Origin of the sequence: Isoptericola sp. NPDC060185, assembly GCF_042728595.1 — a bacterium.
Classification (GTDB): Bacteria; Actinomycetota; Actinomycetes; order Actinomycetales; family Cellulomonadaceae; genus Isoptericola.
The window spans coordinates 1-14,762 of sequence record NZ_JBHWYY010000097.1 but is presented as its reverse complement, the minus strand read 5'-3'; the positions used below and the strand labels follow the sequence as shown (position 1 = coordinate 14,762).

Below are 14,762 nucleotides of genomic sequence, written 5' to 3'. Positions count from 1 at the left end.
CTGCGCGAGAACCTCACCCGCAACGCCGAGCTGTTCCGCCGCCTCATGACCGAGGCGGGCTTCGACCTGCTGCCCGGCGAGCACCCGATCGTCCCGGTGATGTTCGGCGACGCCGTGCTCGCCGCCAGGGTCGCCGCGGCGATGGGGGAGCGCGGCGTGTACGTCACGGCGTTCAGCTTCCCCGTGGTGCCCCGCGGCGAGGCGCGCATCCGCGTGCAGCTGTCCGCCGCGCACAGGCCCGAGCAGGTGCGCGCGTGCGTCGACGCGTTCGTCGCGTCGCGGGAGGCCGTCGCCGCGGGCTGAGACGGGGTCGCCGGCCGGGCGGTGTCGAGTCGCGGAACTACTTCAGCAGCTTCGACATCCGCCGGTCGGCGAGCACCTGCCCGCCGGTCTGGCAGGTGGCGCAGTACTGCAGGGAGCGGTCGGCGAAGCTGACCTCGCGCACGACGTCCCCGCACACCGGGCAGGCCTCGCCCGTGCGGCCGTGCACGCGCATGCCCGCGCGCTTGGCGTCCTTGAGCTCCTTGGCGGGCTTGCCCGACGACGCGGCGACGGCGTCGCGCACGGTCGTCACGACGGCGTCGTGCAGGGCGGCGACCTCGTCCTCGGTGAACGACCGCGTGAGCTTGAACGGCGACGTCCGCGCCACGTGCAGGATCTCGTCGGAGTAGGCGTTGCCGATGCCGGCGATCGCCCGCTGGTCGCGCAGCAGGCCCTTGACCTGCTGGCTGCGCTCGGTCATGAGCGCCGCGAGGGCGGCCACCGTGAAGTCCTCCGAAAGCGGGTCGACGCCGAGTGTGGCGACCTGCTCCACCTCCCGCGGGTCGCGCACCACGTGGACGGCGAGCCGCTTGCGCGTGCCGGCCTCGGTGAGGTCGAACCCCGCGCCGTCGTCCAGGCGCACCCGCAGGGCGAGGGCGGGCCCGCGCGACGAGCCGCCCATGCGGGGGCGCACGGGCGTCGTCGGCGCCTGGTCCGACCAGCGCACCCACCCGCCGCGCGACAGGTGGAACAGCAGATGCAGGCCGGTGTCCTCCTCGCCGCCGTCACCGTGCGGCTCGACCCCGGACACACGCACGTCAACCCACTTGCCGTGGCGGGTGACACCCGTGACCTCGCGCCCGACGAGCGCGCTCACGGGCGGGTCGAACGTTTTGAGCGCGGCGATCGCCGCGACGTCGGCGGCGACGATCCGACGCCCGGACGTGCGGGTGTCGAGGAACTCCGCCAGCGCCTGCACCTCGGGAAGCTCGGGCATGCGGCCATGCTGCCAGCACGGTGCGACGGCGACCAGAGGTGCGGCCGCACCGGCGGCGGCGACACCGGCCGGGGGAGGCCCGCCGCGCCGCTAGGCTTGCCCCCATGTCGATCGTGTCCGCCCGCCAGACCCAGGGCGACCTGCTCCGCCTGTCCCAGCTCTTCGTCCGCACCCTGCGTGAGGACCCGGCCGACGCCGAGGTCGCGAGCCACCGGCTGCTGGTGCGCGCCGGCTTCATCCGCCGCGCCGCCCCCGGCATCTACTCCTGGCTGCCGCTCGGCCTGCGCGTGCTGGCGAAGGTCGAGGCCGTCATCCGCGAGGAGATGGACGCGATCGGCGCGCAGGAGGTGCACTTCCCGGCGCTGCTGCCGCGCGAGCCGTACGAGGCCACCGGTCGCTGGACCGAGTACGGGCCCAACATCTTCCGGCTGAAGGACCGCAAGGAGGCCGACTACCTCCTCGCGCCCACGCACGAGGAGATGTTCACCCTGCTGGTGAAGGACCTGTACTCGTCGTACAAGGACCTGCCCCTCGCTCTGTACCAGGTGCAGACCAAGTACCGCGACGAGGCGCGCCCCCGCGCGGGCCTCATCCGCGGGCGCGAGTTCATCATGAAGGACTCGTACTCCTTCGACATCGACGACGCCGGTCTCGACGCGAGCTACGCCAAGCACCGCGCCGCCTACCAGCGGATCTTCGACCGGTTCGGGTTCGAGTACGTCATCGTCTCGGCGCACGCCGGCGCGATGGGCGGCTCCAAGTCGGAGGAGTTCCTCGCCAAGTCGCCGATCGGCGAGGACACGTACGTGGAGTGCGCCGCCTGCGGGTACGCCGCCAACGTCGAGGCCGCGCACGCGCCCGTCCCCGACCCGGTGCCGTGGGACGACGCACCGGCCGCGCACGCCGAGGACACGCCCGACACCCCGACGATCGAGTCGCTCGTCGGCGTCCTCAACGAGCGCTTCGCCCGCGACGACCGGCCCTGGCAGGCGAGCGACACGCTCAAGAACGTGCTGTTCCGGCTGCATCACCCGGACGGCAGCACCGAGGCCGTCGCCATCGGCGTCCCCGGCGACCGCGAGGTGGACGTCAAGCGCATGGAGGCCGCCTTCTACCCGGCGGAGTTCACGCCGTTCGGCGACGAGGACTTCGCGGCCCGCCCGGAGCTGGTCAAGGGCTACATCGGGCCCGGCGCGCTCGGCGAGGAGGGTCCCTCGAAGGTCCGCTACCTCCTCGACCCGCGCGTCGTCGAGGGCACGCGCTGGGTCACCGGCGCGGACGAGCCCGGCAAGCACGTCATCGACCTCGTCGCGGGGCGCGACTTCACCGCCGACGGCACGATCGAGGTGGCGGAGGTCCGCCCCGGGGACCCCTGCCCGAACGGCGACGGAACGCTCGAGACGGCGCGCGGCATCGAGATGGGCCACGTGTTCCAGCTCGGCCGCAAGTTCGCCGAGGCGCTCGACCTCAAGGTGCTGGACGAGAACGGCAAGGCCGTCACCGTGACCATGGGGTCCTACGGAGTCGGCGTGACCCGCGCGGTCGCCGCGATCGCCGAGGGCAACCACGACGACAAGGGCCTCGCCTGGCCGATCCAGGTGGCGCCGGCCCACGTGCACATCGTCGCGACCGGCAAGGGCACCGAGGTTTTCGAGGCCGCCGAGAAGCTCGCCACCGAGCTGGTCGAGGCGGGCGTCGAGGTGATCTACGACGACCGGCCCAAGGTGTCGCCGGGCGTGAAGTTCGCCGACGCGGAGCTGTTCGGCGTCCCGCTGATCGTGGTGGTCGGCCGCGGGCTGGCCGACGGTCTCGTCGAGGTCCGTCCCCGCGCCGGCGCGTCCGAGCAGGTGGCCGTGGCCGACGCCGCCCAGGCCGTCATCGCGAAGGTCGTGGCGCTGCTCGACCGGTAGACCGGTGGGCCCGGGTCAGTCCCCGGCCTGCTCCGGCAGGCCGGGGAAGGGCACGGGCTCGGCGCCCCAGTCGTCGAGCGTGACGGCGGAGTCGACGAGCAGGTCCACGAGCACGCCGCGCGTGCCGGCGGTCGTCGTGCCGACGAGCGTCGCGTAGTCGGTGGCGAGGTCGTTCTCCAGGTCGAGCACGAGGCCCTTGTCGCCGAGGTCGGCGACCCGCGGGACGGTGTACGCGGCGCGGCGGGGGTCCTGCTTCGTGGCCTGGGTGCCGGCGACGGCGGCCCACCCGTCGGCGCGCTCGGCGTGCTGGGTGACGCGCTCCAGCAGCCGCGCGCGCCGGTCGCCGGAGCCGATCGCCGCGCGCAGCTGCAACGCGTAGCGGGTCGCGTCCTCGGACACCACGAGGGTGCTCAGGTCGTGCGCGGTGAGGCCCTCGGGCACCGTCCCGTCGCGGTCCCGCTCCTCCTCCTCGGCGGTCTCGCCGTCCTTCGAGCCGCTGGGCGAGGGGGACGCCGAGGCGTCCTCCGCGGCGCGTCCCGACCCCGTCGGGGCGGGGATCTCGGGCACGACGACGTCCGGCCCGTCGACGCGGGCGAGCGCCGCGAGCCGCTGGGCGGAGACGGTCTGCGCGGCCCCGACCGAGGCGACGAGCCGGGCCAGCGGGCCGTCGGTCGTGGTCCCGGCCGCGGTGCGCGAGCGCGCGGCGGCGTCCTCGAGCGCCTTGACCACGTCGGCGGGGTCGGCCTTGTCCCAGGTCGACGACTGCGAGCCGGTCGGCTCGCCGGTCGCGAGCCCCGAGTCGTACTCGCCGCCGAGCGCCTCGGCCTGCGCGCGGGAGTCGGCCACGATCCGGGTGAGCTCGTCGACCAGGTGCTTCCGGTCGGTCGGCACGTCCTCGAGGGCGACCTCGGCGCCGTCGGCCACCAGGAGCGCGTCCGAGACCGCGGTGCGCCGCACCACCTCGTGGGCGTCGGGGACCGGCTCCGCCGCCGGCGGCGCCTCCAGCCGCACGCCGCACCCGGCCAGCACCCCGACCAGCACGAGGGCGCCGGCGGCGGCCGCCCGCCGGCGGCGACGGGAGGCGACCCCGGCCGCGGCGGAGGCGGCGGGCCGGGCGGGGGCGGGCTGCGGTTCCATCGAGGCCGATGATGCCACGCGCGCGGGGGCGCCGGTGTGACGTTCCTCCGTGCGGCCCGGCACGCCGCGCGGCGCGAACGGGGCCCGTCGTTCGTTACGCTGGACGCTGCACACAACGACACACCGGCCGCGGGACGTCCCGGCGCGGGAGCACACGGCAGATCGACGTGACCCACGGGAGGCAGCGATGGCAGCGCAGCACGGCCGGACGACGACGGCCGGGTCGAAGGCCGAGGCGGTGCGGCGGGTCGTGGCCCCCGCGGTCGAGGCGGCCGACCTGTACCTGGAGGACGTCGTCGTGACGCAGGCCGGCGCGAAGTCGGTCGTGCGCATCACGGTGGACCTCCCCGAGGACGCGCTGGGCAGCCTCGACTCCGACACTCTCGGCGACGTGGCGCGCGGGATCTCCGCGGCGCTGGACGCCGACGACGTGGTGCCGGGCGCGTACACGCTGGAGACGTCGACCCCCGGGACGTCGCGGCCGCTGACGGAGCTGCGCCACTTCAAGCGCGCCCGCGGCCGCCTCGTCACGCTGCGGCTGCGTGACGGCGGCACGGCCGAGGGCCGCCTGACCGCCGTCGAGCCCGTGCCCGAGGACGGCGACGCCGCGGACGGCGGGCCCTGGCTCGTGCTGGACGGCGACACCCGCCTGGCCGTCGCCGACGTGCGCAAGGGCAAGATCGAGGTCGAGCTGAAGCGCCTCGACGCCTCGGACGAGACCGACACCGACGCGGGCGACGACCCGCAGGACGACACCACGGGCGACGCCCGTCGCGAGAAGGGCTGACGATGGACATCGACATGAGCACGCTCCGGCTGCTGGAGCGGGAGCGGGACATCAGCCTCGACGTCCTCGTGGCCGCGATCGAGCAGGCGCTGCTGTCGGCCTACCACCGCACGCCCGACGCCTACCAGCACGCCCGCGTCGAGGTGGACCGCAAGTCCGGGCACGTCGCGGTCTGGGCCCGCGAGGAGATCCGCACGCCCGACCCCGAGGACCCCGACGCGCGGCCCACGATCGAGCTGGGCCCGGAGTTCGACCACACGCCGGCCGACTTCGGCCGCATCGCCACGGCCACCGCCCGGCAGGTCATCGTGCAGCGCCTGCGCGACGCCGAGGACGACCAGGTGCTCGGCATGTTCCGCGGCAAGGAGGGCGAGGTCCTCGCCGGCGTCATCCAGCAGGGCCGCGACCCGCGCGTCGTGCTCGTGGACGTCGGCGGCACGGAGGCCGTGCTGCCCCCGCACGAGCAGGTCCCCACCGAGGAGTACGTGCACGGCGAGCGCCTGCGGGCCTACGTCGTGGAGGTCTCCCGCGGGATGAAGGGCGCGCAGGTCGTCCTGAGCCGCACCCACCCGGGCCTCGTGCGCAAGCTCTTCGAGCTCGAGGTGCCGGAGATCGCGGACGGCGCGGTCGAGATCACGGCGATCGCGCGCGAGGCGGGGCACCGGTCCAAGGTCGCGGTGCGGTCCAAGGTGGCCGGGCTCAACGCCAAGGGCGCGTGCATCGGGCCGATGGGGTCGCGCGTGCGCGCCGTCATGGCAGAGCTGCACGGCGAGAAGATCGACATCGTCGACCACAGCGACGACCCGGCCCGCTTCGTGGCCAACGCCCTGTCGCCGGCCCGTGTGACGTCCGTCACCGTGGTCGACGCGGACGCCAAGGCCGCGCGCGCCGTGGTGCCGGACTACCAGCTGTCGCTCGCGATCGGCAAGGAGGGGCAGAACGCCCGTCTCGCCGCGAAGCTGACGGGCTGGCGCATCGACATCCGCTCCGACGAGGCCGCGGCCCCCGCCGAGGACGGGACCGGTGACGCCGCAGGTGGCGCCGCGGTCTCCCGCGGGGCCGAGGGCTGAGGCCGGTCACGGCACGTGGGCGGTCGCGCTAGACTGTCGGGGACCGGGCCACGCGCCCAGCCCTCGACCTCCCCACGGACCATCCCGGAACGCTCCGGGCCGGTACGGACGTGCGTCGGGTGCAGGGAGCGTGACCAGCGGTCCGCTCTCCTGCGGTTGGTGCTCGAGACGTCGGATCACGAGGAACGTCTCGTGGCCGACGTGCGAGGGTGCCTTCCGGGGCGTGGCGCCTGGATCCATCCGACGTCCGCCTGCCTGGCGCTCGCCGAGCGTCGTCGGGCCGTGCCGCGCGCGCTGCGCGTCACGGGACCCCTCGACCTCTCCGGCGTCCGGGATCAGCTGGAGCAGCTGGAACGTTGAGTCCCTCCGGCACGCGCCGCCCCAGGCGGCCGCGCCGTCGCGACCGAGCACGCTCGGCCGCATCCATCGAAGTCGACAAGGAAGCGGGTCAGAAGCCGATGGGCACCCGATGAGTTCCGTGCGATGAGTACTCGGTACTAACGACGGTCCTCCCTGTCTCGCAGGAGGGCCGAGACAGGAGAGTTGTGGCGAAGATCCGCGTTCACGAGCTGGCCAAGCAGCTCGGGGTGGAGAGCAAGACCCTGCTCGCCGACCTGAAGTCGGCGGGCGAGTTCGTCCGGTCGGCGTCCTCGACGCTCGAGGCACCGGTCGAGCGAGCGATGCGCGACAAGTACAAGGACGCGGCCCCCGCGTCCTCGGGGGCCACCCCGGCGAGCAAGGCCGCGGCGCCGCGCGCCGAGCAGAAGGCCGCTCCGGCGAAGCCTGCCCCCAAGCCCGCCCCGAAGGCGGCCCCCGCGCCTGCAGCCGAGGCGCCCGCCGCCCCGGTCGCCGACGCGACGCCGGCCGCGCCCGCGGAGCCCGCCCCGGAGAAGCCCTCCGGCGCGCGCCCCGGTGCCCCGACCCCCGGCCCGCGCCCCGCGGCGCCGAAGCCGGCGCCCGCCGCGCGGGAGCAGCGTGACGGCCGTGACGGCAAGGGCGGTCGCACCCCGCGCCCGGGCAACAACCCGTTCGCCTCGAGCCAGGGCATGCCGCGCCAGGGGCAGCGCCCCGGCGGTGGCGGTGGCCCGCGCCCGGGCAACAACCCGTTCGCGTCCAGCCAGGGCATGCCGCGTCCGGGGCAGCGCCCCGACCGTGGCGGCGACGCCGCGGCGGCGGAGCGGTCGGGCGAGCGTCCCGGCGGTCCCCGTCCGGGCGGTCCTCGCCCCGGTGGCCCGCGTCCCGCGGCGCCCCGTCCCGGCGGCCCGCGCCCGAACCCCGGCATGATGCCGGGCAAGACCTCGATGCCGCGTCCCGGCGAGCGTCCGGCGCCCTCGGGCGGCGGCCGTGGTGGCGGGCGTGGCGGCGGCCCCGGCGGTGCCGGCGGCGGTGGCGGCTTCCGCCCCGGTGGTGGCGGCGGGTTCGCCGGCCGTCCCGGCGGGCGCGGTGGCGCCGGTCGTGGCTCCACGCAGGGTGCGTTCGGTCGCGCCGGCGGACGCCCCGTGCGCGGACGGAAGTCGAAGCGCGCGAAGCGCCAGGAGTTCGAGCAGATGCAGGCGCCGTCGCTCGGCGGCGTGCAGGTCCCGCGCGGCAACGGCTCCACGGTCGTCCGCCTGCGGCACGGCTCGTCGCTGAACGACTTCGCGGACAAGATCGACGCGAACCCCGCCAGCCTGGTCACGGTGCTGTTCCACCTCGGTGAGATGGCCACCGCGACGCAGTCGCTGGACGAGGACACGTTCGGCACGCTCGCGAACGAGCTCGGGTACGTCATCGAGATGGTGTCGGCCGAGGAGGAGGACCGCGAGCTGCTCGGGGCCTTCGACATCGACCTCGACGCCGAGCTCGAGGGCGAGTCGGACGACGTCCTCGCGCCGCGTCCGCCCGTCGTCACCGTCATGGGCCACGTCGACCACGGCAAGACGCGTCTTCTCGACGCGATCCGCCAGACCGACGTCGTCTCCGGCGAGGCCGGCGGCATCACCCAGCACATCGGTGCGTACCAGGTGCGCCGTGAGCACGAGGGCGTCGAGCGCCCGATCACCTTCATCGACACCCCGGGTCACGAGGCGTTCACCGCCATGCGTGCCCGTGGTGCCCAGGTGACGGACATCGCGATCCTCGTGGTCGCCGCCGACGACGGCGTCATGCCGCAGACGGTGGAGGCGCTCAACCACGCCCAGGCGGCCAACGTGCCGATCGTGGTCGCGGTGAACAAGGTGGACAAGGAGGGGGCCAACCCCGACAAGATCCGCCAGCAGCTCACCGAGTACAACCTGGTGGCGGAGGAGTACGGCGGCGACACGATGTTCGTCGACGTGTCCGCGAAGCAGAACCAGGGCATCGACCAGCTCCTCGAGGCCGTCCTCCTCACGGCGGACGCCTCCCTGGACCTGCGGGCGAACCCCGACAAGGACGCCCGAGGCGTGGCCATCGAGGCCAACCTCGACAAGGGCCGCGGCGCCGTCGCGACCGTCCTGGTCCAGTCGGGCACGCTGCAGGTGGGCGACGCGATCGTCGCGGGCACGGCCCACGGCCGCGTGCGCGCCATGTTCGACGAGCACGGCAACGCGCTGACCGAGGCGGGCCCGGCACGTCCGGTCCTCGTGCTCGGCCTCGCGTCGGTGCCGAGCGCCGGCGACACCTTCCTGGTGGCGCCCGACGAGCGCACCGCGCGTCAGATCGCCGAGAAGCGTGAGGCCGCCGAGCGTGCCGCCCTCCTGGCCAAGCGCCGCAAGCGCATCAGCCTCGAGGACTTCACCAAGGCGCTCGAGCAGGGCAAGGTCGAGACCCTCAACCTGGTCCTCAAGGGCGACGTCTCCGGTGCCGTCGAGGCGCTGGAGGACGCGCTGCTCAAGATCGACGTCGGCGACGAGGTCGAGCTGCGCGTCATCCACCGCGGTGTCGGTGCGATCACGCAGAACGACGTCAACCTGGCCACGGTCGACAACGCGGTCATCATCGGCTTCAACGTGAAGTTCGGTGAGCGCGTCGAGGACCTCGCGGACCGCGAGGGCGTCGAGGTCAAGTTCTACTCGGTCATCTACCAGGCGATCGAGGACGTCGAAGCCGCCCTCAAGGGCATGCTCAAGCCGGAGTTCGAGGAGGCCCAGCTGGGCACGGCGGAGATCCGCCAGGTCTTCCGCTCCTCGAAGTTCGGCAACATCGCGGGCTCGATCATCCGTTCCGGCACCATCCGCCGGAACACGAAGGCCCGCGTGCTGCGGAACGGCAAGATCGTCGGGGACGACCTCACGATCGAGTCGCTGCGCCGCGAGAAGGACGACGTCACCGAGGTCCGCGAGGGCTTCGAGTGCGGTATCGGCCTCGGGTCGTTCAACGACATCACCGAGGGTGACATCATCGAGACCTTCGAGATGCGCGAGAAGCCGCGCGCCTGACGGTCGCGCCGCACGGTTCAGCCCGACGGCGCCTCGCCCGCCCCGCCTCGAGAACGAGCGGGTCGGGCGAGGCGCCGTCGGCGTCGAGAGAGGGAGACACACGCATGCCCGGTAAGGCCGACAGGCCCGAGAACCCGCGCGCCCGCAAGCTGGCGGACCGCATCAAGGAGATCGTGGCGCAGCTGCTCGACAGCCGGATCAAGGACCCGCGCCTCGGGTTCGTCACGATCACGGACGTCCGCGTCACGGGCGACCTGCAGAACGCGTCGATCTTCTACACGGTGCTCGGCACCGACGAGGAGCGTGCAGGCACCGCCGCGGCGCTGGAGAGTGCCAAGGGCATGATCCGCTCCGAGGTCGGCAAGCAGACCGGGGTGCGGCTCACGCCGGCGATCGAGTTCTTCCTGGACTCGATGCCGGAGAACGCCGCGCACCTGGACGCCGCGCTCCTGGAGGCGCAGCGCCGCGACGCCGAGCTCGCCGCACTCCGCGAGGGCAAGTCGTTTGCCGGCGAGTCGGACCCGTACCGCAAGCCGCGCGAGGACGACGAGGACGACGAGGCCTGACCTTCCGTTCCTGACCTTCCGTTCCTGACCCGGCGGTCCTGACCGGCGGGCCCGGTCGGCGGGCCCGGTCGTGGGCGCCGTGCGCGAGGATGGGGGCCATGAGCGCCCCCGACACAGACCTCGCCCGCGACATCGACCGGGCCTGCCGGCTCACCGGGTCGTTCACCCTGCGCAGCGGCCAGGTGGCCGCCGAGTACTTCGACAAGTACCTGTTCGAGACCGACCCGGTGCTGCTCGCCCGGGTCGCGACGCAGATGGCGCCGCTGGTCCCGGCCGGCATCGACCTGCTCGGCGGCCTCGAGCTGGGCGGCATCCCCCTGGTGACGGCGCTCAGCGCGACGACGGGCACCCCGGCCCTGTTCGTGCGCAAGGCGGCCAAGCGCTACGGCACGGCGAAGCAGGTCGAGGGCCCGCCCGTCGCCGGCCGCCGTGTCGTGCTGGTCGAGGACATCGTCACGACCGGCGGCGCCGTGCGCGACGCGACGCTCGCCCTGCGGGCCGAGGGCGCCGTCGTCGAGACCGTGCTGTGCGCGATCGACCGCAGCCCCGTCGGCACGCATCCGCTCGCGGACCTCGGGCTCGACGTCCGGCCCGTCCTCACCAGGGCGCAGCTCGACGCGAGCCGCCCCTCCTGACCTACGACGACACCGGAGCACCCATGACCGCAGCCCCCCGCACCGCGCCGCCGCCTCGTCGCCCGACGGCGCCCGACGGGTTCCTCGTCGTCGACAAGCCCGCGGGGTGGACCAGCCACGACGTGGTGGGTCGCTGCCGCCGGCTGGCCGGCACGCGCAAGGTGGGGCACGCGGGCACGCTCGACCCGATGGCGACGGGCGTGCTCGTCGTCGGCGTGGGGCGCGCGACCAAGCTGCTCACGTACGTGGTCGGCGCCGACAAGGCGTACGACGCGACGATCCGGCTCGGCGTCGCGACCACGACCGACGACGCCGAGGGCGAGGCGACCGCCGCGGCCGGCGTGGGCGACGGCGTCGACCCCGGGGACCTCGCGCGCGGGGTCGCCGCCCTCACCGGGGACATCCGCCAGGTGCCCACCACGGTGAGCGCGATCAAGGTGGACGGCAAGCGGGCGTACGCGCGCGCCCGGGCTGGGGAAGACGTGGTCCTCGAGGCCCGGCCGGTCACGGTGAGCCGCTTCGACGTGCTCGGCTCGCGGCCGGAGACGACGCCGGACGGCGTGGCCGTGCTCGACCTCGACGTCGCGGTGACCGTGTCGTCCGGGACCTACGTGCGCGCGCTGGCGCGCGACCTCGGGGCCGCGCTCGGCACCGGCGGGCACCTCACGGCGCTGCGGCGCACCCGTGTGGGCGGCTACGACCTGGCGGGCGCCAGCACCCTGGAGGAGCTGGAGGCGCAGGCGGACGCGGACGGCGTCCTCGCCACGCTGCCGCTCGCCGACGCGGCGCGCGCGACGTTCCCGGTGCGCGAGCTCTCCGCCGACGAGGCGCGCGCGCTCGGGTACGGGCAGTGGGTGCCCGCCAGCGGCGAGCGGGGGACCGTGGCGGCGATCGGCCCCGACGGCGCGCTGGTCGCGCTGCTCGAGGACACGCGCCGCCGGGGCGAGGCGCTGGCGAAGCCCGTGCTCGTCCTCGCCCCGGCGGGCGGCTGACCGGCGCGACCCGGAGCGACCCGGCGTGCCCGACTCAGCGTGCCCCGGGCCGGCGTCAGCCCTGCAGTGCCGGCGCGGCGTGCCGTGCGGCGCGCTCGAGCGCCTCGTCCCGGGCCGCGTCGGCGTCGGGCTCGGCGCCGCCCGCGGTGCGCAGGTGCCCGACCAGCGACATCAGGACGCCCACCCCGGCCCAGAGCCCGAGGGCGAGCCAGGCGCGCCCGGCGTCGGCGGCGGGGAAGTAGGACAGGTCGCGCAGCAGCGTGGCGCCCGCGCCCGGCGGGAACCACTGCCCGATCGCGCCCCAGTGCCACGGGAGGAACTCCGGCGGCATGGTGGCGCCGGAGATCGGGTTGGCGACCAGCATCATCGTCACCGCGCCGAGCGCGATCCCGGCGCGGCCCAGCAGCGCCACGACCCCGGTGATCGGCGCCGCGACGGCGGCGAGGGCGAGCGCGGCGGCCCCGGCGTTGGTCCACCAGGCGCCCTGCAGCGCGCCGAACCACGACTGCAGCACCGCGACGAGCACGACGCCGCCCACCGCGGCGTACACGGCCACCGCGAGCACCCGGCGCAGCGCGCCCACGACGAGCAGCGAGATCGCGATCCCGCCCACCATCCCGCCGAGGAGCAGCGGGAACATCGCCGCCGTCAGGCCGGCGCCGCGCGGGTCGTCGGCGGACAGGGGCACGACGTCGGTCACCGCGACGGTGGGCACGGCGGACGCGTCCGCGCCGGAGGCGAGGGCCTGCTGGCTGAGGCCGGCCTGCAGCTGTCCCGCCGCCGCGGTGAGGAGCTGGGTCGTCACGGTGCTCGCGGCCGAGGCCGTCAGCACCTCCGGCGCGGCGCCGAGCACGATCGCGCCGTAGGCGTCGCGGGACTCGACGGCGGCGACGGCGGCGTCCCGGTCGGCGACCGGGACGAGGTCGACCGCGCCGGGCTGGGCCTCGTCGAGCGTCGCGCCGAGGGCCTCGACGGCCTGCGGCGGGCCGGCCACGGCGACGGGGAGGTCCTTGGGCTCGGCCGTGACGGCCGGCCACGAGAAGGCGAGCACCAGCACGCCGACGAGGGCGGCGACGCCGAGCCCGAGGGCCACGACGCGGCTCCACGGAGTGTGCGGGACCGGGCCTGGCGGGGTGGTGGACGGGACGGCGGGGGCGTCGGTGGTCGACGACATGGTGGACTCCGAGGTGCGTGGTATCAAAAACGAATGTTCGTTCTTTATGGAGAGGGTGCGCCGGGGTCCCTAGACTTGTCAACCGTCCGCCAGCGCCCTCGGGAAGGGGTCCGATGCCACGAGTGACCGAGGCGCACCGCGAGGCGCGTCGCGCGCAGATCCGGGCCGCCGCCCTGCGCGTGTTCACCGCCAAGGGCTACCAGCGCGCCTCCATCTCCGACGTCGTGACCGAGTCCGGCCTCTCGGCGGGCGCGATCTATGGGCACTACGACGGCAAGCAGGCGCTGTTCGCCGCCGTCGCCCAGGAGGTGCTCTCCCGGCGCGGCACCGAGATCGGGGGCGCGTCGCGGGACGGCGTGCCGCCGCCGCCGCTCGACGTGCTGACCATCCTCACCGGGGGCATGGCGCGCGACCTCGAGGACGGACGGGTGATCGTGCAGCTGTGGGCGGAGTCCACCGTCGACGACGTGATCCACGACGTCGTCCAGGAGGTGGTGAGCACCCTGCGGGGCGTGATCCGCGACGCGCTCCGCGCCTGGTACGCCACCCGCCCGGACCTGGCTCCCGACGGTCCCGACGCCGCCGCCGACCTGCTCCTGCCCGTGATGATGGGCCTGGGCCAGGGGTTCCTCATGCAGCGCGCGATGCTCGACGACTTCGACGCCGAGCGCTACCTCGCCGGCGCCGCTTCCGTCCTGCCGCGCTGACCCGGCAGGCCCGTGGGCGGCGTCGTCGTATCCTTGACGGCTGGCGCCCGCAGCGGGCGCCGGCAGCCGGACCCTCGACGAGACGGAGCGCGACGCGTGCAGGTGTTCACGGACCTGGACCAGGTCCCCGACGGGTTCGGGCCGTCGGTCGTCACGATCGGCAACTTCGACGGCGTCCACCGCGGCCACCAGGCCGTGCTGGGGCGCCTGGTGGGCCTGGCCCGCGCCGACGACCGCCTCGCGGTGGCGCTCACCTTCGACCCGCACCCGGCCCGGGTGCACCGCCCGGAGACCGCTCCCGAGCTGCTGACCGGCCTGTCGGACCGCCTCGACCTGCTCGGCCGCACCGGCCTCGACGCCGTCCTCGTCGTGCCGTACACGCTCGACCTCGCCGCGCTCACGCCCGAGGAGTTCGTCACCCGGTACCTCGTGGAGGGCCTCGGCGCGCGCACGGTCGTCGTCGGGCACGACGTGCGGTTCGGCAAGGGCAACGCCGGCACTCTCGCCACGATGGTGGAGCTCGGCGGCACCCACGGCTTCGAGGTCGTCGCGGTCGACGACGTCGGCGAGTGCGCGCCGGGCAGCGCCGGCGCGCGCGAGCGTTGGTCGTCGTCGGCGGCCCGGGCGCTGCTGGCCGAGGGCGACGTGGCGCAGGCCGCGGACGTGCTGGGCCGGCCGCACCGCGTGCGCGGCACGGTCGTGCACGGCGACGCGCGGGGTCGCGAGCTCGGCTTCCCGACGGCGAACCTCGGACGTGCCGAGGGCATGGTGCCCGCCGACGGCGTCTACGCGGGCCGGCTCCTGCGCCCCGGGCTCGCCGCGACGGACCCCGCGAGCCCCGACGCCGACCTGCCCGCCGCGATCTCCGTGGGCACCAACCCGACGTTCGACGGCGTGGAGCGCCGCGTCGAGGCCTACGTCCTCGACCGCGACGACCTGGACCTCTACGGCGAGACCGTGGTGCTCGAGCTGGTCGAGCGCCTGCGGCCCACGCTGCGCTTCGAGGGCATCGAGCCGCTCATCGAGCAGATGCACGCCGACGTCGCGCGGGCGCGCGACATCCTGGGCTGACCCCCGCACCGACCGGTCGAGCAGGCGGTTGCCACCGGTATCGGGGCCACCCGGCCC

General features: G+C 74.8%; 14 protein-coding genes. 11 read left to right on the top strand and 3 right to left on the bottom strand.

All coding sequences use genetic code 11. The annotated features are described in order from the left end of the window. On the top strand, nt 1–303 hold a 303-nt coding region (locus tag ACFWDO_RS19660), incomplete at its 5' end, for an aminotransferase class I/II-fold pyridoxal phosphate-dependent enzyme (RefSeq protein WP_380325097.1). 37 nt (nt 304–340) lie between these two features. Here the strand turns inward: ACFWDO_RS19660 and ACFWDO_RS19655 are convergent. After that, a complete protein-coding gene (locus ACFWDO_RS19655) occupies nt 341–1,258 on the bottom strand; it encodes a DNA-formamidopyrimidine glycosylase family protein (protein ID WP_380325100.1) in 918 nt (305 codons plus the stop codon). Between the two features lie 104 nt (nt 1,259–1,362). Between ACFWDO_RS19655 and ACFWDO_RS19650 the strand changes: the two genes are divergently transcribed. Beyond that, nucleotides 1,363–3,168, top strand: a complete 1,806-nt coding sequence (locus ACFWDO_RS19650) for a proline--tRNA ligase (protein ID WP_380325103.1) — start codon at nt 1,363–1,365, stop codon at nt 3,166–3,168. Between the two features lie 15 nt (nt 3,169–3,183). Here the strand turns inward: ACFWDO_RS19650 and ACFWDO_RS19645 are convergent, their stop codons facing one another. Next, nucleotides 3,184–4,305 (bottom strand): DUF4439 domain-containing protein, encoded by a 1,122-nt coding sequence (locus ACFWDO_RS19645; RefSeq protein WP_380325106.1) that lies wholly within the window; start codon nt 4,303–4,305, stop codon nt 3,184–3,186. Between the two features lie 187 nt (nt 4,306–4,492). Here ACFWDO_RS19645 and rimP point away from each other — a divergent pair, with 187 nt between their 5' ends. The 7 genes from rimP to truB all read left to right on the top strand — a co-directional run bounded on the left by rimP (nt 4,493) and on the right by truB (nt 11,753). After that, entirely contained in the window at nt 4,493–5,092 is a 600-nt protein-coding gene (gene rimP / locus ACFWDO_RS19640) for a ribosome maturation factor RimP (protein ID WP_380325109.1), read from the top strand. 2 nt (nt 5,093–5,094) lie between these two features. Beyond that, nucleotides 5,095–6,162, top strand: coding sequence for a transcription termination factor NusA (nusA, locus tag ACFWDO_RS19635; RefSeq protein ID WP_380325112.1), 1,068 nt, complete (start codon nt 5,095–5,097; stop codon nt 6,160–6,162). 15 nt (nt 6,163–6,177) lie between these two features. Then, nucleotides 6,178–6,522, top strand: a complete 345-nt coding sequence (locus tag ACFWDO_RS19630; RefSeq protein WP_380325115.1) for a YlxR family protein — start codon at nt 6,178–6,180, stop codon at nt 6,520–6,522. A gap of 185 nt (nt 6,523–6,707) precedes the next feature. Beyond that, a complete protein-coding gene (gene infB / locus ACFWDO_RS19625) occupies nt 6,708–9,560 on the top strand; it encodes a translation initiation factor IF-2 (RefSeq protein WP_380325117.1) in 2,853 nt (950 codons plus the stop codon). 104 nt (nt 9,561–9,664) lie between these two features. Next, nucleotides 9,665–10,126, top strand: a complete 462-nt coding sequence (gene rbfA, locus ACFWDO_RS19620) for a 30S ribosome-binding factor RbfA (protein WP_380326560.1) — start codon at nt 9,665–9,667, stop codon at nt 10,124–10,126. A 98-nt stretch (nt 10,127–10,224) separates the two neighbouring features. Continuing rightward, the gene (gene pyrE, locus ACFWDO_RS19615) at nt 10,225–10,761 is read left to right on the top strand and encodes an orotate phosphoribosyltransferase (protein WP_380326563.1); all 537 of its coding nucleotides are present in this window, start codon (nt 10,225–10,227) and stop codon (nt 10,759–10,761) included. 23 nt (nt 10,762–10,784) lie between these two features. Next, on the top strand, nt 10,785–11,753 hold the full coding sequence (gene truB / locus ACFWDO_RS19610; protein ID WP_380326566.1) for a tRNA pseudouridine(55) synthase TruB: 969 nt from the start codon (nt 10,785–10,787) through the stop codon (nt 11,751–11,753). Between the two features lie 55 nt (nt 11,754–11,808). Here truB and ACFWDO_RS19605 read toward each other — a convergent pair whose 3' ends face one another. Next, nucleotides 11,809–12,927, bottom strand: a complete 1,119-nt coding sequence (locus ACFWDO_RS19605) for a hypothetical protein (RefSeq protein WP_380326569.1) — start codon at nt 12,925–12,927, stop codon at nt 11,809–11,811. A 113-nt stretch (nt 12,928–13,040) separates the two neighbouring features. On the opposite strand from ACFWDO_RS19605, the gene ACFWDO_RS19600 reads away from it, so the two are divergent. After that, on the top strand, nt 13,041–13,634 hold the full coding sequence (locus ACFWDO_RS19600; protein ID WP_380326572.1) for a TetR/AcrR family transcriptional regulator: 594 nt from the start codon (nt 13,041–13,043) through the stop codon (nt 13,632–13,634). A 96-nt stretch (nt 13,635–13,730) separates the two neighbouring features. Then, nucleotides 13,731–14,705, top strand: a complete 975-nt coding sequence (locus ACFWDO_RS19595) for a bifunctional riboflavin kinase/FAD synthetase (RefSeq protein ID WP_380326575.1) — start codon at nt 13,731–13,733, stop codon at nt 14,703–14,705. Nucleotides 14,706–14,762: the final 57 nt, after the last annotated feature.